15 protein-coding genes are annotated in these 17098 nt (G+C 73.5%); 9 read left to right on the top strand and 6 right to left on the bottom strand.

What is annotated here, in order from left to right; all coding sequences use genetic code 11:
- The first annotated feature begins 65 nt into the window (after window positions 1-65).
- Complete coding sequence (locus ACWEJ6_RS08740) at window positions 66-1022, top strand: ankyrin repeat domain-containing protein (protein ID WP_452422478.1); 957 nt, start codon at window positions 66-68, stop codon at window positions 1020-1022.
- 31 nt (window positions 1023-1053) lie between these two features.
- Here ACWEJ6_RS08740 and ACWEJ6_RS08735 read toward each other — a convergent pair whose 3' ends face one another.
- Complete coding sequence (locus ACWEJ6_RS08735; protein ID WP_452422476.1) at window positions 1054-2190, bottom strand: ROK family protein; 1137 nt, start codon at window positions 2188-2190, stop codon at window positions 1054-1056.
- A 371-nt stretch (window positions 2191-2561) separates the two neighbouring features.
- Window positions 2562-3482, bottom strand: a complete 921-nt coding sequence (locus ACWEJ6_RS08730; RefSeq protein WP_452422474.1) for a hypothetical protein — start codon at window positions 3480-3482, stop codon at window positions 2562-2564.
- A gap of 124 nt (window positions 3483-3606) precedes the next feature.
- Between ACWEJ6_RS08730 and ACWEJ6_RS08725 the strand changes: the two genes are divergently transcribed.
- Together ACWEJ6_RS08725 and ACWEJ6_RS08720 are read left to right on the top strand one after the other, a co-directional pair.
- A complete protein-coding gene (locus ACWEJ6_RS08725) occupies window positions 3607-4302 on the top strand; it encodes a GntR family transcriptional regulator (RefSeq protein ID WP_358284400.1) in 696 nt (231 codons plus the stop codon).
- A gap of 268 nt (window positions 4303-4570) precedes the next feature.
- Entirely contained in the window at window positions 4571-4789 is a 219-nt protein-coding gene (locus ACWEJ6_RS08720; RefSeq protein WP_357965447.1) for a PLDc N-terminal domain-containing protein, read from the top strand.
- Window positions 4790-5003: 214 nt separating this feature from the next.
- Here the strand turns inward: ACWEJ6_RS08720 and ACWEJ6_RS08715 are convergent, their stop codons facing one another.
- The 3 genes from ACWEJ6_RS08715 to ACWEJ6_RS08705 form a co-directional block, all read right to left on the bottom strand.
- Window positions 5004-5309, bottom strand: a complete 306-nt coding sequence (locus ACWEJ6_RS08715) for a hypothetical protein (protein ID WP_452422471.1) — start codon at window positions 5307-5309, stop codon at window positions 5004-5006.
- 89 nt (window positions 5310-5398) lie between these two features.
- Window positions 5399-6376: an aldo/keto reductase gene (locus ACWEJ6_RS08710; protein WP_452422469.1), complete on the bottom strand. Its 978-nt coding sequence runs from the start codon at window positions 6374-6376 to the stop codon at window positions 5399-5401.
- 125 nt (window positions 6377-6501) lie between these two features.
- On the bottom strand, window positions 6502-8424 hold the full coding sequence (locus ACWEJ6_RS08705; protein WP_452422467.1) for a hypothetical protein: 1923 nt from the start codon (window positions 8422-8424) through the stop codon (window positions 6502-6504).
- A 123-nt stretch (window positions 8425-8547) separates the two neighbouring features.
- Between ACWEJ6_RS08705 and ACWEJ6_RS08700 the strand changes: the two genes are divergently transcribed.
- On the top strand, window positions 8548-9015 hold the full coding sequence (locus tag ACWEJ6_RS08700; RefSeq protein WP_452422465.1) for an N-acetyltransferase family protein: 468 nt from the start codon (window positions 8548-8550) through the stop codon (window positions 9013-9015).
- Window positions 9016-9115: 100 nt separating this feature from the next.
- Here ACWEJ6_RS08700 and ACWEJ6_RS08695 read toward each other — a convergent pair whose 3' ends face one another.
- A complete protein-coding gene (locus ACWEJ6_RS08695) occupies window positions 9116-9406 on the bottom strand; it encodes a hypothetical protein (protein WP_352358938.1) in 291 nt (96 codons plus the stop codon).
- A gap of 213 nt (window positions 9407-9619) precedes the next feature.
- Between ACWEJ6_RS08695 and ACWEJ6_RS08690 the strand changes: the two genes are divergently transcribed.
- The 5 genes from ACWEJ6_RS08690 to nirD are packed head-to-tail and all read left to right on the top strand — an operon-like array spanning window position 9620 to window position 17078.
- Window positions 9620-10930 carry an MFS transporter gene (locus ACWEJ6_RS08690; protein ID WP_452422463.1) on the top strand — a complete coding sequence of 437 codons (1311 nt, stop codon included), beginning with the start codon at window positions 9620-9622 and terminating at the stop codon, window positions 10928-10930.
- Between the two features lies 1 nt (window position 10931).
- Window positions 10932-12944 carry a molybdopterin oxidoreductase family protein gene (locus ACWEJ6_RS08685; protein ID WP_452422461.1) on the top strand — a complete coding sequence of 671 codons (2013 nt, stop codon included), beginning with the start codon at window positions 10932-10934 and terminating at the stop codon, window positions 12942-12944.
- On the top strand, window positions 12941-14335 hold the full coding sequence (locus ACWEJ6_RS08680) for an FAD-dependent oxidoreductase (RefSeq protein WP_387663758.1): 1395 nt from the start codon (window positions 12941-12943) through the stop codon (window positions 14333-14335). The genes ACWEJ6_RS08685 and ACWEJ6_RS08680 overlap by 4 nt, the downstream gene beginning before the upstream one ends.
- Entirely contained in the window at window positions 14332-16761 is a 2430-nt protein-coding gene (gene nirB, locus ACWEJ6_RS08675) for a nitrite reductase large subunit NirB (RefSeq protein WP_452422459.1), read from the top strand. Before ACWEJ6_RS08680 ends, nirB begins: the two co-directional genes overlap by 4 nt.
- Window positions 16758-17078 carry a nitrite reductase small subunit NirD gene (gene nirD, locus ACWEJ6_RS08670; protein WP_358284421.1) on the top strand — a complete coding sequence of 107 codons (321 nt, stop codon included), beginning with the start codon at window positions 16758-16760 and terminating at the stop codon, window positions 17076-17078. Before nirB ends, nirD begins: the two co-directional genes overlap by 4 nt.
- Window positions 17079-17098: the final 20 nt, after the last annotated feature.

Below are 17098 nucleotides of genomic sequence, written 5' to 3'. Positions count from 1 at the left end.
CGGCGCCGGAGCCGCGATATGCTCGTACTGGTGTTCGATAAGCTGCCTGCCTCTGAGGGAGTGTCGTGGTTGTCACCAAGGAAGCCGGATGGGTGGGCTTGAGCTGGGATGACTGGTCCGATCTGAGCGAGATCCGCGCCCGCCTCGACTCCGGCGCCGATCCGCATGCCGACCTGTGGCACGAGGGGCCGCCCCTCCACCTCGCGGCCGAGTACGGCTCGCCCGAGGTGGTCGCCGAGCTGGCCCGCCGGGTCGGCGACGTCGACGCCGCGTACGAGGGGCACAGCGCGCTCTGGCGGGCCGTGTTCGCCCACCAGAGGGACAACGCGCTCGCCCTGGTCGCCGCCGGGGCCGATCCGTGGCGGCCGATGACGGGCGGCTGGTCGCCCGGGCGGCTCAGCCTGGCCGGTCCCAACCCGGGCCTGTTCTTCCCCTTCCCACGCGACAAACCCACGCTCTCGGAGGCGGAGAACGCCGCCGTCGTGGAGGCCGAGCGGCTGATCGAGGCCCTGGGCGACTTCGAGTACGACGGGCTGGGGCTGGTGTGCGTCGCGGGCGTCACCGCGGCGGAGGCCGCGCGGCGGCTCGGGGCGACGGTGGCCGAGGGAGCCGGGATCGACGGGGTCCTCGACGAGCCGTACCCGGGCGAGCGGAACGGCCTGGTGGGAGCCACCGACGTGCCGGGCGGATGCGTGATCAGCCGGCGCCGGGGTTCCGAGGTGACCAGCGCCGACGTCATCAACCGCCTGTCGGCCGGGACCGTCTGTTACGCGATGTACGCCGATCCGAAGGGCGGCAACCAGGGCTACAGCTCGCGGGACGGTGTCGTCGAGGAGTGGGACGCGTGTCCGGGCGGCGGCTGGGTGTCGCCGGACAGCTCGGCGGACGAGGTGCTGAACGCCTTCCTCTACCAGGGGGAGGGGGTGGCGTACTGCTGCGCGTACACGGGGTTGCGGCTCACCGACGCCCGGCCCGTCCTGGGGCCGCCCGACATCTGGCTGCACCTTCCGCCTCGCGGCTGACGCCGGTCGGCCGGTACGTGCTGCTTCGGACTCAGGGCATGGCGGCCGAGGCCGCGCCCAGCACGGCCCCGTGTGCGCCGAGGGTCGAGAGCCGGACGGGGACGGAGTCGAGGCCGCGGGGCGCGTACCGGCGGATCGTCTCGAACAGGGGGACGGTCAGGAGCTCGCCGAGGCCGGTGACGCCGCCGCCCAGGACGATCACGTCCGGATCCAGGAGGGTGGCAGCGGAGGCGATCGAACGGCCGAGGATGACGGCGGCCTCGTGGATCACCTCGTGGGCCAGGAGGTCGGCGGTTTCCGGCCCAGCCTGCTGTCCGGTGGCCCCTAGGGGGTTCCGCGGGCCGGGGGTTTCGGCCGGGTGTCGCAGGGCGGGGGGCTCGGTGTTGTGCCGGGCTGGGGAGAGTGATCCGAGGTCGGGGGAGCCGGTGTTGTGTGGGGTTGTGGGGAGGAGTCCGAGGTCGGGGGAGCCGGTGTTGTGTCGGGCCGTGGAGAGGGACTTGAGGTCGGGAGCGGTGCCGCCGCGGGCGTGGTAGGCCGACAGGATCGCCGGGCCTGACGCGTACGCCTCCAGGTGGCCCGTCGCGCCGCAGGGGCACGGGCGGTCGGCGTCGGCGTTCGGGGGCAGGACGGCCGGGGTGTGGCCGAGGGAGCCCGCCATGCCGTTGCGGCCACGCAGGAGTTCGCCGTCCCGTACGAGTGCGCCGCCGACGCCGGTGCCGATCGTGAGGACCAGGGCCAGGCGGCTGCCCCGGGCCGCGCCGTGCCGGGCCTCGCCGAGCGCCCAGGCGTGGACGTCGTTGAGCACGGTGACGGGCAGGCCGAGCCGCTGGGTGAAGGCGGTGGCCAGGTCGGTGCCTCGCCAGCCGGGCAGGGCGTCGGTGGCGTGCGTGACCACGCCGTTGTCGCCGATCGTCCCGGCGCTGCCGACTCCGCAGGCGATGACGTCCATTCCGGCGGCACGTGCCTGGGTGAGCCGGTCTTCGGCCAGTTCCAGCGCGGCGGCCAGCACTGCTGCGGCGCCACCTTCGGCGGGGGTGGGGACGCGGGCGGGGAGGTGGATCTCCGTCTCGCCCCCGGTGGCCGAGGCTGGGATCAGGGCGGCGGCGGTCTTGGTCCCGCCGATGTCGATGCCGAGCACGACGGGGATGCCGTTCGTGCGGTGTCGCACGGTGGGGTTGCTGGTGGCGGGGCGCCGCACGGTGGGGGCGCTGTTCAGCTGGGTGTGTACCGCCGGGGTGCTGTCTGGGAGGGGTCTCACGGCGCTGTTCGGGCGGGGGTGTTCGGCTGGGGTGCTGTCTGTGGGGAGCTGCGCGGTGCTGTTCGGGTGCGGGTGTACGTCTGTGGGGAACTGCGCGGTGTTGTTCTGGGGCGGGCGTTCAGCTGAGGGGAGTGGTGCGGTGCTGTTCGGGTGGGGGTGTTCGGTTGGACGGACTTGCGTGGTGCTGTTCGGCGAGGCGGTGCGGGTGGCGGCTGGGCGGCGTTGTGAGGGGGGCATGGGGGCGTCGGTGTGATGAGGGTGGACGCGGGATGGGGTGGGGGTCACCGGCTTGCCCTGGGGGTGGCTGCGTTGAGGTGGCGGGTGAGGGCGAGGGGGTCGGTGATGGCGGCGCCGATCACGACCGACCAGGCGCCTCGGGCGAACGCCTCCGCCACGTGGGCGTCGGTGCGGAGCCGGCCCTCGGCGACCGTACGGACCCCGAGGGCGGCGAGTTCTCCGACCAGATCGAGGTCGGGCTCATGGGGGAGCCCCGGCCGTGGAGCGGCCCCGGTCCCAGGACGGGAGGTGGAGTCAGCGGCGGCGGCCCTCAGAGGCGCGGCGGGATCAGTGGTGGTGGAACTCCGGGTGACGGAGGGGTTAGTGGGGGAGCTCCGGGTGACGGCGGGGTCGGTGGTGGTGGAACTCGGAGCCGGGACGGTATCTCGGGCGGTGGGGGTTGGGGTGGCGGCGGGGTTGCCCACAAAGGCGGGGGTGCTGTCGAGGGTGGGGGCGGGGGCGGTGTAGGGGGTGTAGCCGGAGAGGGTGGTGGAGATCAGGGCTGCGCCTCGGTTCCAGGCCAGCAGTCCTTCCTCAGCTGTCGAGACGTCGGCCATGACGGGCACGCCCAGCTCCTTCCATACCCGCTCGACCAGGGACGGCAGATCGCCCGCTTCCGGTTCGGCCTCAGCCGTCACCTCCAGGGCCACCATGTCGGCGCCGGCTCGCACCAGGGCTTCGCACAGCGCGAAGGTGGGGGTGATCAGGGGGCGGGCGTGGGGGCGGGGGACCTTGGCCAGGCCGATCAGGGGCAGGCCGGTGGCGGCCTTGACCGCGCGGACGTCCTCGGGGCCGTTCACGCGCAGTCCGGCCGCGCCACCGAGTTCGGCGCAGCGGGCGAGGAGCGCGATGGTGCGCGGGTCGCGGAGGGGGTGGCCCTCGGGGGCCTGGCAGCTCACGACCAGGCCGCCTTCGATCGCGGTCACCACATCCATTTGGTACAGCCCAATCTTCCGGCATAGAGACAGAAATCAGCCTCACTTGCCCGATTGGTATAGCCCAATTACGATCGGAGCGTCAAGAGCACCCCCTGACCGAGGACGACCACCCGTGACGAAGATCGGCCGGCTCACAGACCATCTGCTCACGCTCATCGAGACCGAGCTGAAGCCGGGCGAACGGCTGCCCGCCGAGCGCGATCTCGCCGAGGAGTTCGGGGTGAGCAGGCTGACCGTGCGGCGGGCGGTCGACCGACTGGAGACGGACCAGAGGGTCTACCGCGTCCAGGGGGCGGGGACGTTCGTCGCGCACCGGAGCATCGCCAAGACGATCGAGCTGACGTCGTTCAGCGAGGACATGCGGGGGCGGGGGCTGGAGCCGGGGTCGCGGCTGCTGGAGGCGGCCGAGGTGCCCGCCGGGGCGCGGGTGGGGCAGGCGCTCGGCATCAGCCCGGCGGACGCGGTCGTGCGGCTGTGCCGGGTGCGTACGGCCAACGGTTCGCCGATGTGCCTGGAGCGTGCCCACGTGCCGGCCGCGTTCGTGCCCGGTCTGCTCGACCGGCCGCTCGGCGGGTCGCTGTACGAGGTGCTGGCGGGGGCGTACCGGATCAGGCTGGAGCGGGCCGAGCAGTCGATCAGGGCGACGGTGCTGGAGCCGGAGGAGGCGGAGCTGCTGGAGGCGGCGCCCCTGGCGCCGGCGCTGCTGGTCGAACGGGTGGCCTACGACCAGCGGGGAAGGGCGGTCGAGGCGGCCAAGTCGATCTACCGTGGCGACCGCTACTCCTACGAGATCGCGATCCGGCGGTGACGGCCGGCCGGGGGCGAAGGGGGCTTGCCGGGAGGCGACGGGTGGGGTAGACGACGGAAGGACGGGATTGTCCTCAGAGAGGTCGCTCGGAGCGCTCAGCGTCATGCGACAGAGAGGTCGATCCGAGTGTTCGGCCATGCGATGGAGAGGTCGATCGGGGTGCTCGACCATGCGTCAGAGAGGTCGATCCGAGTGTTCGGCCATGCGACAGAGAGGTCGATCGGGGTGCTCGACCATGCGTCAGAGAGGTCGATCGGGGTGTTCGGCCGTGCGATGGAGTGACATGTCGGGCCGGCGGCGGGCGGTGCTGCTCGGGCTCGGTTCGGCGGAGCTGGTGCTCACCGGGGCCGCCGCCGTGGATCTGTGGCGCCGGCCGCAGCGGGAGATCCACGGCTGGAAGGGCGTCTGGTGGCTGGGCATCTTCGTGCAGCCGTTCGGGCCGATCGCCTACCTGGCGTACGGCAGGCGAAGGGGCCGCGGGCGCTGACGCGAGCCATCCCTGGCGCGAGCCACCCCTGATGCGAGCCACCCCTGACGCGGGCGTCGAAGCTCCCGTGCCGCCGGGCGGTGAAGCCGCGCGTAAGCGGGGGAAGCCACACGTCAGCAAGGGAGGGAGGCCGCGCGTCAGCGGGCGGTGAAGCCGCCGTAGCCGTTGGGGGTCATGGTCGCGTGCGGACAGAAGCCGCCGTAGCCGTTGGTGTTCATCCGCGGGTGTCCACCCAGACGCTCACCGTGGTGTGCGGCGTGATCCCGGTGTAGGAGATCTGCCCGGCCGGCACCCACGGGCCCTCGATCGGGATCAGGCCGACCTCGGGCAGGAAGTGGCGCTGGATCACGTGGATGCGGTGCTCGCTGGTGCCGCTCGGGCAGTAGCTGGTGGCCCAGCGTTCGGCCTGGTTGAGCTGGTACGTGCAGCCGGTGGGCGCGGCGGAGGCGGCCGGGGCGCCCAGCAGGACCAGGGCCGTGGCGAGGGCGGCGCAGCCGGCGGTCCGTCTTCTCGCGTTCATGCGGGGCTCCTCGAAGGTGTGCGCGCGGCGAGAATTGCTTAGGAAAGTTTCCTAAACATTAGAGCCCGGGAAGCCGCACCGTCAACGGGTCACCACCTGTCGTGAACCTGCGGCCGGATCAGCTCGTCGTAGACGGCCCGCACGGCCTCCAGCGTCTTCTCCGGAAGCGGCTCCAGGTCGGCCGCGGTCGCGTTGGACCGCGCCTGGCCGGGGTTGCGCGCGCCGGGGATGACGACCGAGACGCCGGGCTGGTCGAGGATCCAGCGCAGCGCGAACTGGGCCATGGACGCCCCCTCGGGCACCAGCCCGGCCAGCCGCCGCACCGCCTCCAGGCCGGTGGCGAAGTCCACGCCGGAGAAGGTCTCGCCGACGTCGAACGACTCGCCGTGCCGGTTGTAGGTGCGATGGTCGTCGGGGGCGAACACGGTGTGCTCGTCGTAGCGGCCCGACAGCAGGCCGCTGGCCAGCGGGACGCGGGCGATGACGCCCACCCCGGCCGCGCGGGCGGCGGGCAGGACCCGCTCCAGCGGCTTGAGCCGGAACGCGTTGAGGATGATCTGCACGGTCGCCACGCCGGGCCGGGCGATGGCGGTCAGCGCCTCCTCACAGGTCTCGACGCTGACGCCGTACGCCGCGATCTTCTGCTCGGCGACCAGCGTGTCCAGGGCGTCGAAGACCGCGTCGGAGGAGTACACCGGGGTGGGCGGGCAGTGGAGCTGGACCAGGTCGAGGGTGTCCATGCCGAGGTTGCGCCGGGAGCGCTCGTTCCAGGCGCGGAAGTTGTCCATCACGTAGTTGGCCGGCACCTGCGCCATCCGGCGGCCCATCTTGGTGGCCACGGTGAGCCCGGGATGCGCCTTGGCGAAGCGGCCGACGATCTGCTCGCTGCGGCCGTCGCCGTAGACGTCGGCGGTGTCGACGAACGTGACGCCCGCCGCCACGGCCGCCTCCAGGGTGGCGAACGCCTCGTCCTCGCTCACCTCGCCCCAGTCGGCGCCGAGCTGCCAGGCGCCGAGGCCCACGACGCCGACCTGGCGTCCCGTACGTCCGAGTGTGCGGTGTTCCATGCTGTTTGTCCGTTCGTCTGGTTCCTGCGACCAGTGTCCCGGACGAAAGGTACGGGCGCGCCGCGGGGGCACGCCCGTGCTGCCATCATCGGGGCCGGGAGCTGCACCGCACGCCCGTACGGCCGTCAACGGGGCCGGTAGCTGCACCGCACGCCCGTGTGCACGGTGGCCCGCAGCTCGTCCCCCAGTGCCTGGTCGGCCGACGAGACGCGGGAGATCGCCCGCCGGATCGCCTTGCCCACCGCGATCCGCGCGCGTTCCTCCGTGCCAGTGAACGGCCGCGCCCGCCCGCCGATCCCGGTCGCCGCCGACAGCTCGGCCACCAGCCACTCGCGCTCCAGCCGCAGCGCGGCGGCCCGTTCGAGGTCGTTCATCGCCTCCAGTTCGTCGATGTCGGCCTGCAACTGGGTCAGCCGCTGCCGGTAGGTCTCCCTGGCCAGGTCGTCCAGCACCGGCTGCGCCGAGGCCGGCTCGCTGTCCTGCGCCGGCGCGCCCGCGGCCAGGTCGGCGGCCAGGATCTCGCGCCCCGGGTTGGCGATCAGGGTCGCCAGGTGCTGCATGCCGACGCTGTGCTCGACGACCACCAGCCGCCCGCCGTGCTCGACCTGCCAGTGCCGTCCGTGCCTGCGCAGCCGGAACGCCCCGTGCGCCGCGCCCGCCCTGCCGACCACGGCGGGCAGCACCATGCCGAGCTCCCTGGCCTCCTGCGCGGCGGCGTTCTGGGCGGCCCGCGCCGCCTTGTCGTGCGGCCCGTCGCGCAGCGCGAGCGTCTGGCCGAGCCGCCAGCGCGACAGCGTCGCGGCGGGCCAGTGGCCGAGCGCGAGGCTGGCCCGGACGGCCTCCGCCAGGTGCCCGGCGGCGCGGTCCACGTCGCCGGTCGTGAGCGCGGCCATGCCCAGGCTGTGCTGCACCGAGCCCAGGCAGAGCACGCCCAGGCTGGCCACCACCGGCAGAGCCGCGAACGGCAGCAGCAGCGCGTACGCCTCGGCGGCGGCGCCGGCGTCCTGGAGCAGGTGGGCGGTCTCGACGACGCAGTACATCGAGAACAGCCACGTGCTCGACCTCGGCAGGTCGGCCAGGTCCCGGCCGCGCAGCCGGGCCAGGTGGCCGGCCGCCGCCCTGCGGTCGCCCGAGGTGGCCGCGGACAGCGCGAGGCCCGCCAGGTAGGAGTTGTCGACCGGGCTGAGCGTGGGCGAGCTGACCAGGTCGGCCAGCACCGGCAGCAGCTCGGCCGTGCGGCCCTGGTACCAGCGGATGGCGGCGATCTGGCCGCCGTACCAGCCGGTGGCGTCCATGTCGCCGGCCTGGACGCCGCGCTCGAAGCAGTCGCCGGCCATCTTCTCCGCCTGCTCGAACCGGCCCGCCCGGATGGCCAGCATCACCCTGATCACGTCGGTCACGAACCCGACGGCCAGGTGGTCGTGCTCGGCCAGCAGGCCCCGCAGCTCCTCCAGGCAGCGTCCGGCGTGCGGGTCGGCCGCCAGGTAGAGGTCGACCGTCCGCCACAGCAGGCCCATCAGCAGGTCGCCCCTGCGCCGGGTGACCGCCGCCTGGCCGATCAGCTCCCTGGCCAGCTCCAGGCGGGCCGGCCCGTGCTCCGGCCCGAGCAGGCAGTGGTGGGCCAGGCTCAGCGCCTCGGCCAGCGCCGCCGGATCGCCCGCGCTCCTGGCCCGCGCGACGAGCCGGAGGATCTCCTCGTGGCCGCCCGCACTGTAGTCCTCCTCCCCGGTCATCCTGATCCGCAGTCGCAGCGCCAGCGACGAGTGCGGATCGATCAGCGACAACGCGTGCCGCTGACGCGCGCGCACCATCTCCGACTCCGCGCACGTGCGGTGCTCCTGCACCCACACCCCGCCCAGGCCGAGCGCCGCCCTGGCCAGGGCGGGCACGTCGCCGCACGCCTCGGCCTGCCGGTAGGCCGAGTCGAACCAGCGTCTGGCGGTCTGCAGATCCCCGTTCACGTACAAAGCGCGCTCACCGAGCACGAGCGCGAGCCTGATGTCCGGATACGGGGGCAGGCGAACCCCCAGCTCCTCTAAAACGCCCACGGTTTCCGTCCCCATTCGGTCATCCGGGCTGAGCTTCCAGACGGTCCCCCGAATACCGTTCTGCCGTAACGACGTACGGGGGCGGTGGACGGTTCAACCAAATGCGCTGGCTACCCTGTGCGCATGATTCGCCCCGCCACCCCAGCAGACGTCCCCGCCATCGTGCGCATGATCCTTGAGCTGGCCACGTACGAGAACGCCGCGCACGAGGTGCGCGTGACCGAGGAGATGCTGCGCACCTCGCTCTTCGGCGAGCGGCCCGCCGTGTTCGCGCACGTCGCCGAGCAGGACGGCGAGCCCGTCGGCTTCACGATCTGGTTCCTGACCTACTCCACCTGGCGCGGCGTGCACGGCATCTACATGGAGGACCTGTACGTGCGCCCCGAGCACCGGGGCGGCGGCCACGGCCGCGCGCTGATGGCGGAACTGGCGAGGATCTGCGCCGAACGCGGCTACCAGCGCCTGGAGTGGTCGGTGCTGGACTGGAACGAGCCGTCCATCGCCTTCTACGACAAGCTCGGCGCCGTGCGGCAGGACGAGTGGCTGAAGTACCGGCTGACCGACGAGCCGCTGGAGCGGCTGTCCCGCTGAGGACGCCGGCGAAGCTGAGGACGCCGGCGAAGCTGAGGACGCCGGCGAAGTGGTGTGCCGCGCAGGCCGGCCCCCCGGCGTGGCCTGCGCGGCCTCCTGGTCACACTCCGACGTGCGAGCGGGACCGCTGGCCCTGCGTGCTGTCGAACATCTCGGTGCCGCGCTCTTCGAGGTCCTTATGGGTCTCCTCGATCCGCAGCGCGACGCCGATCGCGAAGAACGTGGGCGCCCACTCGCCGATGAAGATCCCCCACCGGTCGGCCCGGTCGAGGCCCGCGCCCTCCTTGTTCTTGGAGATCATCCAGGAACAGAAGGACAGGCCGATGGACGCCAGCCCCGCGGCGTACATGTGGCCTGACTTGATGCCCATCTGGTGCAGCTTTTTGATCATTATTCCCCCCTTGCCATGAGTGCTGTTACCCCGGGGGAGACCACGTAACCAGCCAGAACTCCGATCATTACCGGCGTGTTTCGCCGGTGACGGTTGTGCGCGCCTTGTTACCGCGGTGAATCACCCGTAACCGCCGTACCCCCGCCGGCTGCCGGAACGCGTAACGCGGCCCTCCTACCGTGGTGCTCCCGACGCCGAGCGGAGGAGAGATCGATGGCGCGCTGGATCACCGAGTGGCACCCCGACGACCCGGCCTTCTGGCAGCGGACCGGCAGGCACGTCGCCCGGCGCAACCTGGTCTTCTCCATCGTGGCCGAGCATCTGGGGTTCACCGTCTGGACCCTGTGGAGCGTCGTGGCCACCAGGATGGGGGCCTACGACTTCTCCACCGACCAGCTCTTCTGGCTCGTCGCGCTGCCGAACCTGGTCGGGGCCGTGCTGCGGGTGCCCTACACGTTCGGGCCGGGCCGGTTCGGCGGGCGCGACTTCACCGTGGCCAGCGCGGCGCTGCTGCTGGTCCCGGCCGTGCTGCTCGGGGTGGCGGTGAACGATCCCGGCACGCCGTACTGGCTGTTCCTGGTGATCGCGGCGCTGGCCGGGGTGGGCGGCGGGAACTTCGCCTCCAGCATGGCCAACATCACCTACTTCTACCCGCGCGGCAGGCAGGGGCTGGCGCTCGGGCTGAACGCGGCGGGCGGCAACGTCGGGGTCAGCTCGGTGCAGCTCGTCGTGCCGCTGGTGATCGGCTCGCTCGGGACGGCCGCCGCCGGCTGGTTCTGGATCCCGTTCATCGTGGCGGCCGCGGCCTGCGCGTGGTTCTTCATGGACAACCTGGCCGGCGCCAGGGCCGAGCCGCGCGAGCAGCTCGCGGTGGCCGGACGGGCGCAGACGTGGATCATGTCGGTCCTGTACGTCGGCACGTTCGGGTCGTTCATCGGCTATTCGACGGCGTTCCCGCTGCTGAGCAAGAGCCTGTTCCCCGAGGCGCCGTACGCGGCGGTCGCCTTCGCCGGGCCGCTGCTCGGCTCGCTGGTCAGGCCGGTGGGCGGCTGGCTGGCCGACCGGCTGGGCGGCGCGCGGGTGACGCAGTGGAACTTCGCGGCCATGGGCGCCGGGGTGCTGCTGGCCTGGGCGGCCGGCGTCGCGGGCGGCTTCTGGCTGTTCTTCCTGGCCTTCCAGCTGCTGTTCCTCACCGCGGGCATCGGCAACGGCTCGACGTACCGGATGATCCCGGCGATCTTCCACGCCAAGGCGGTCGCCGAGCGCGGCGCGGGCGCGGAGGCCCTGCTGCACGGCCGGCGCCAGGCCGCGGCGGCGATCGGCGTCATCTCGGCGGTCGGCGCGCTCGGCGGGTTCCTCGTCAACCGGGCCTTCGGCATGGCGTTCGCCGCGGCCGGCACCCCGGCGCCTGCGTTCCTGGCCTTCGCCGTCTTCTACGCCGGCTGCCTGGCGCTGACCTGGTGGTGCTACACGCGCACCGTCGGCGTCACGGTCGTCGCCAGCCTCGCCCACGCGCGGGTCTGACATGACGAAGACACACTGCCCCTACTGCGCCCTCCAGTGCGGCATGGAGATCGGCCCGGCACTGGAGATCACCCCCAGGACCGACGTCCCCGCCAACGCCCCCGGCGCGCTGTGCCAGAAGGGCTGGACGGCGGCCGAGCTGCTCACCAACGGCGAACGCCTGACCACGCCGCTCCTGCACGGCGAGCCGGTGGAGTGGGAGACCGCCCTCGACCACGTCGCCGCCCGGCTGCGCGCGATCCGCGCCGAGCACGGCCCCGACGCCGTGGCCGTGTTCGGCGGCGGCGGGCTGACCAACGAGAAGGCCTACCAGCTCGGCAAGTTCGCCAGGGTCGCGCTCGGCACCAGCCAGATCGACTACAACGGCCGCTTCTGCATGTCCTCGGCCGCCGCCGCCTCCCTCCGGGCCTTCGGCATGGACCGGGGCCTGCCGTTCCCGGTCACCGACCTGGCCGGCGCCGACGTCGTGCTGCTGGCCGGCGCGAACGTGGCCGAGACCATGCCGCCGTTCGTCCGGCACCTGTCGGGGCCGCGGCTGATCGTCGTCGATCCGCGCCGCACCCCGACGGCCCGGCTCGCCTGGCTGCACCTGCAGCCCACGCCCGGCACCGACTTGGCGCTCGCCCTCGGGCTGCTGCACCTGGCGATCGCCGACGACCTCGTGGACGCGGATTACGTGGCCGCCAGGACCACCGGCTTCGACGACGTGCGCACCTCGCTGGCCGCCTGGTGGCCCGAACGCGTCGAGCGCGTCACCGGGGTGCCGGTGCACCGGATGCGGCAGGCCGTCCGCGCGCTGGCCGCCGCAGGGAACGCGTACGTGCTGACCGGGCGTGGCGCCGAGCAGCACGCCAAGGGCACCGACACCGTCACCGCGTTCATCAACCTGGCCCTGGCGCTCGGCCTGCCCGGCCGGTACGGCTCCGGCTACGGCTGCCTGACCGGCCAGGGCAACGGCCAGGGCGGCAGGGAGCACGGCCAGAAGGCCGACCAGCTCCCCGGCTACCGCAGGATCGACGACCCGGCGGCCCGCGCGCACGTGGCAGGGGTGTGGGGCGTGCGGGCCGAGGACCTGCCGGGGCCGGGGCGGACGGCGTACGAGCTGCTGGACGCGCTCGGCACCCCGCGGGGGCCGCGGGCGCTGCTGCTGTTCGGGTCCAACCCGGTGGTGTCCGCGCCCGCGTCCGGGCACGTCGGCGGCCGGATCGCCGGGCTGGACCTGCTGGTCGTGGCCGACGTGGTGCGCTCGGAGACCGCGGCCATGGCCGACGTGGTGCTCCCGGTCACCCAGTGGGCCGAGGAGAGCGGCACGATGACCAACCTGGAGGGCCGCGTCCTGCTCCGCCGCCGGGCCGTCGCGCCGCCGGAGGGCGTCCGGAGCGACCTGGACGTCATAGCCGGGCTGGCCGCCCGGCTCGGCCACCGCTTCGACACCGAGCCGGCCGCCGTCTTCGACGAGCTGCGCCGGGCCGCGGCGGGCGGCGTCGCGGACTACTCCGGCATCAGCTACGAGCGCATCGCCGCCGAGACCGGCGTCTTCTGGCCCTGCCCGTCGCAGGACCACCCCGGCACGCCCCGGCCGTTCCTGGACCGCTTCGCCCACCCGGACGGCCGCGCCCGGTTCGTCCCGGTCGAGCACCGGCCCGCGGCCGAGGAGCCCGACGCGGACTACCCGGTGTACCTGAGCACCGGCCGCGTCCTGGCCCACTACCAGAGCGGCGCCCAGACCCGCCGGATCGCGTCGCTGGTGCGGGCCGCCCCCGAGCCGTTCGTGGAGCTGCATCCCGACCTGGCCGCGCAGCTCGGCGTCGCCGCGGGCGACCTGGTGCGGGTCAGCAGCCGCAGGGGCCGGAGCAGGGCGGTGGCCAGGATCAGCGACGCCATCAGGCGCGACACCGTGTTCATGCCCTTCCACTGGGAGGGCGCCAACCGGCTCACCAACCCGGCGCTCGACCCGGTCTCCGGCATGCCGGAGTTCAAGGTCTGCGCGGTCAGGGTGGAGAGGGACTCATGAGGCTCGTCGTCGTGGGGAACGGGATGGCCGGGTCACGCCTGGTCAGCGAGGTGCGGGCGCGCGACCCGCGGATGCGGGTGACCGTGTTCGGGGCCGAGGCGGGCCCGCCGTACAACCGGGTGCTGCTGTCGGACGTGCTGGCCGGGAGCGCGCGTCCCGACCAGGTGCGCCTGGTGGACCCCTCCTGGTACGCCGCGCACGGCGTGGAGGCCGTGCCCGGCGCCGAGGTCGCCCGCATCGACCGGGACGCCAGGCACGTGGTGACCGCGGACGGGCGGCGCGAGCCGTACGACCTGCTGGTCCTGGCCACCGGCAGCCAGGCGGTCGTGCCGCCGCTGCCCGGCGTCGGGCGGGCCGTGCCGTTCCGCACGCTGGCGGACTGCGAGCGGATCATGCGGGCCGCCGGACGGGCGCGCCGCGCGGCCGTCGTCGGCGGCGGGCTGCTCGGCATCGAGGCCGCCCGCGGCCTGGCCGGGCGCGGCCTGCCGGTCACGCTGCTGCACCTGGCCGGGCACCTGATGGAACGCCAGCTCGACGCCGAGGCGGGCCAGGTGCTCGGCGAGACCCTGGCCGGGCTCGGCGTGGCGGCCCGCACCGGCGTCAGCGCGGCCGCGGTCGAGCCGGACGGCGTCCGCCTGGCCGGCGGCGAGCTGGTCGAGGCCGACCTGGTCGTCCTGGCCTGCGGGGTGCGCCCGGTCACCGGGCTCGCCGCCGCGGCGGGGCTGGAGGTGCGGCGCGGCGTCGTCGTGGACGACGAGCTGCGCACCGGCGACCCGTCGATCTTCGCCGTCGGCGAGTGCGCCGAGCACGACGGCACGGTGTACGGCCTGGTCGCCCCCGCCTGGGAGCAGGCCGCCGTGGCGGCCGAGGTGATCACCGGCGGCAAGGCCCGCTACCGCGGCTCCCGGCTCGTCACCAGGCTCAAGGCCAGGAGCGTCGAGCTGGCCGCCATGGGCGAGACGCAGCTCGGCGAGGAGCACGCCGAGGTGGTGCGCTTCAGCCACCGCGCCCGTGGCACCTACCGCAAGCTCGTCATCCGCGACGGGCGGCTGGTGGGCGCGATCCTGCTGGGCGAGAGCGACGCCGTCGGCACCCTCACCCAGCTCTTCGACCGCGGCGGCCCGGTGCCGGGCGACCGCGCCGGCCTGCTGTTCCCGGGCCTGTCGCCGGCGCCGGTCGCGGGCAGCCCGGTGCTGATGCCGGACGCGGCCGAGGTCTGCCGGTGCAACAACGTGACCAAGGGACAGATCCGGGCGTGCTGGGAGGCCGGCGCCCGCGACGTGGCCGGGGTGGCCGCCGCCACCAGGGCCACCACCGGCTGCGGCACCTGCCGCGACGCCGTGGAGGGCATCGTCGGCTGGTTGTGCGATCAGGAAGGAGTGCCGGTATGAGGAGGATCGTCGTCGTCGGGTACGGCCCGGCCGCGCACCGCTTCGTGGAGACCCTGGCGAGCCGGGGCTTCGACGGGCGGATCACCGTCATCGGGGAGGAGCCGCGCCCGGCCTACGACCGGGTGGCGCTGACCTCGTACCTGTCGGGGGCCACCCTGGCCGACCTCACCTACCCGGTGCCCGCCGGGACCGTGACACGGCTGGGCAGCCGGGCCGTCGCCGTCGACCGGGCGGCGCGGACGGTGACCGTCGAGGGCGGGGCCGCCGAGCCGTACGACGTGCTCGTGCTGGCCACCGGGTCGGCGCCGTTCGTGCCGCCGGTGCCAGGACGCGAGCACGCCCACGTCTACCGCACGATCGACGACCTGGACGCCATCCGGGCGGCCGCCCGGGACGCGGCCGAGGGCGTCGTGGTCGGCGGCGGCCTGCTCGGCCTGGAGGCGGCCGACGCGCTGCGGGCGCTCGGCCTGAGGGCGCACATCGTCGAGATGAGCCCCTGGCTGATGCCCCGCCAGGTGGACGAGGGCGGCGGCGCGGTGCTCAAGGGCCACATCGAGGCCCTCGGGCTCGGCGTGCACGCCGGGTCGGGCGTCCAGGAGGTCGTCACCGGGCCGGACGGCCGGGTCGCCGGGGTGCGCACGCCGTCCGGCACGCTGATCGAGGGCCAGGTCGTGGTGTTCTCGGCGGGCGTCAGGCCGCGCGACGAGCTGGCCAGGGCGTGCGGGCTGGAGGTGGGGGAGCGGGGCGGCGTCGTGGTCGACGACGGCATGCGCACCGCCGACCCGTCGGTCTACGCGATCGGCGAGTGCGCGCTGGCCGGCGGCACGGTTCACGGCCTGGTCGGGCCGTGCAACACGATGGCCGAGGTGGCCGCCGACCGGATCATGGGCGGGACGTCGTCGTTCGCGGGCGGGGACACCTCCACGAAGCTGAAGCTGCTCGGCGTCGAGGTCGCCCAGTTCGGCGCGATGGACGGCGCCCTCGACGTCACCTACATGGACCCGGTCGCCGGGGTCTACAAGAAGCTGTTCATCAGCGACGACGCCCGCACGCTGCTCGGCGGCATCTGCGTGGGGGACGCCGGGCCGTACGCGGCGCTGCGGCCGTTCGTCGGCAAGCCGTTGCCCGCGCCGCCCTCCGACCTGCTGTTCAGCGGCTCCGGGGCGCCGCTCGACCTGCCCGGCGACGCGCAGGTCTGCTCCTGCAACAACGTGTGCGCGGGGGACGTCCGGCACGCCGTCGCCGAGCTGGGCGTGACCGACGTGCCCGGCCTCAAGGCGTGCACGCGGGCCGGCACCACGTGCGGGAGCTGCGTGCCGATGCTCCGGCAGCTCCTAGAGGAGTCGGGGGTCGAGGTCGGCAGGTCGCTGTGCGAGCACTTCGCGTACTCGCGGGCCGAGCTGTTCGACATCGTCCGGGTGCGGAAGATCACGACGTTCTCCCGGCTCATCGCCGAGCACGGGCAGGGGCGCGGCTGCGACGTCTGCAAGCCCGCGGTGGCCTCGATCCTGGCCTCGCTGCACAACGGGCACGTGCTCGACGGCGAGCGGGCCGCGTTGCAGGACACCAACGACGCCTTCCTCGCCAACATCCAGAAGAACGGCACGTACTCGGTCGTCCCGCGCATCCCGGGCGGCGAGATCACGCCGGACAAGCTCATCGTGATCGGCGAGGTCGCCCGCGACTTCGGGCTCTACACCAAGATCACCGGCGGCCAGCGCATCGACCTGTTCGGCGCCCGGGTCGAGCAACTCCCGGAGATCTGGCGACGGCTGGTGGACGCCGGCTTCGAGTCCGGCCACGCCTACGGCAAGGCGCTGCGCACGGTGAAGTCGTGCGTGGGCTCCACCTGGTGCCGCTACGGAGTCCAGGACTCCGTCGGCCTGGCCATCGCCCTGGAGCTGCGCTACCGCGGCCTGCGCTCGCCGCACAAGCTCAAGTCGGCCGTGTCCGGCTGCGCCCGCGAGTGCGCCGAGGCCAGGTCGAAGGACTTCGGCGTCATCGCCACCGAGCAGGGCTGGAACCTGTACGTCGGCGGCAACGGCGGCTTCCGGCCCCGCCACGCCGACCTGCTGGCCACCGACCTGAGCACCGGCGACCTGATCAGGACCGTCGACCGGTTCCTGATGTTCTACGTCCGCACCGCCGACCGGCTGCAGCGCACCGCCGCCTGGCTGGAGTCGCTGGACGGCGGCCTCGACCATCTCCGGAAGGTGATCATGGAAGACTCGCTCGGCATCTGCGCCGACCTCGACGCCCAGATGGAACAGCACGTCGCCACCTACGCCGACGAGTGGGCGGCGACCCTGGACGACCCGGAGAAGCTGGGCAGGTTCGTCAGCTTCGTCAACGCCCCCGGCGTGCCCGACCCGTCGATCGTGTTCGCCTCCGAGCGCGGCCAGATCAGGCCGGTGATGGCCCGATGAGCTGGACCCCGGTCTGCGAGTACGCGGCCCTGCCGCCGGAGCGCGGCGTCTGCGCGCTGGTCGGCGACCGGCAGGTGGCGCTGTTCCGCACCTACGAGGGGCACGTGCACGCCCTGGACAACCTCGACCCGTTCAGCGGCGCGTACGTGCTCTCCCGCGGCATCGTCGGCACCAGGCGGGGCGAGCCCACCGTGGCCTCGCCGCTGCACAAGCAGGTCTTCTCGCTGGTGTCGGGGGCGTGCCTGGACGAGGAGGCCGTCCAGGTGCCCGTCTACGCCGTGCGGGTGGCGGCCGGGCGGGTGGAGGTGAGCGTTTAGCCGATCAGAGCAGGGGCATT

It is taken from the genome of Nonomuraea sp. NPDC004702 (assembly GCF_053601695.1).
Note: the sequence above shows the minus strand (reverse complement) of the source record. Positions and strands in the feature narration are given on the sequence as shown.

What these genes read in the sequence shown, in the direction of transcription:
- ACWEJ6_RS08715 (WP_452422471.1), bottom strand. Translation starts at nt 5,309, where the DNA reads ATGAACGCGAGAAGACGGACCGCCGGCTGCGCCGCCCTCGCCACGGCC.
- ACWEJ6_RS08710 (WP_452422469.1), bottom strand. Translation starts at nt 6,376, where the DNA reads ATGGAACACCGCACACTCGGACGTACGGGACGCCAGGTCGGCGTCGTG.
- ACWEJ6_RS08700 (WP_452422465.1), top strand. Translation starts at nt 8,548, where the DNA reads ATGATTCGCCCCGCCACCCCAGCAGACGTCCCCGCCATCGTGCGCATG.
- ACWEJ6_RS08695 (WP_352358938.1), bottom strand. Translation starts at nt 9,406, where the DNA reads ATGATCAAAAAGCTGCACCAGATGGGCATCAAGTCAGGCCACATGTAC.
- ACWEJ6_RS08690 (WP_452422463.1), top strand. Translation starts at nt 9,620, where the DNA reads ATGGCGCGCTGGATCACCGAGTGGCACCCCGACGACCCGGCCTTCTGG.
- ACWEJ6_RS08685 (WP_452422461.1), top strand. Translation starts at nt 10,932, where the DNA reads ATGACGAAGACACACTGCCCCTACTGCGCCCTCCAGTGCGGCATGGAG.
- ACWEJ6_RS08680 (WP_387663758.1), top strand. Translation starts at nt 12,941, where the DNA reads ATGAGGCTCGTCGTCGTGGGGAACGGGATGGCCGGGTCACGCCTGGTC.
- nirB (WP_452422459.1), top strand. Translation starts at nt 14,332, where the DNA reads ATGAGGAGGATCGTCGTCGTCGGGTACGGCCCGGCCGCGCACCGCTTC.
- nirD (WP_358284421.1), top strand. Translation starts at nt 16,758, where the DNA reads ATGAGCTGGACCCCGGTCTGCGAGTACGCGGCCCTGCCGCCGGAGCGC.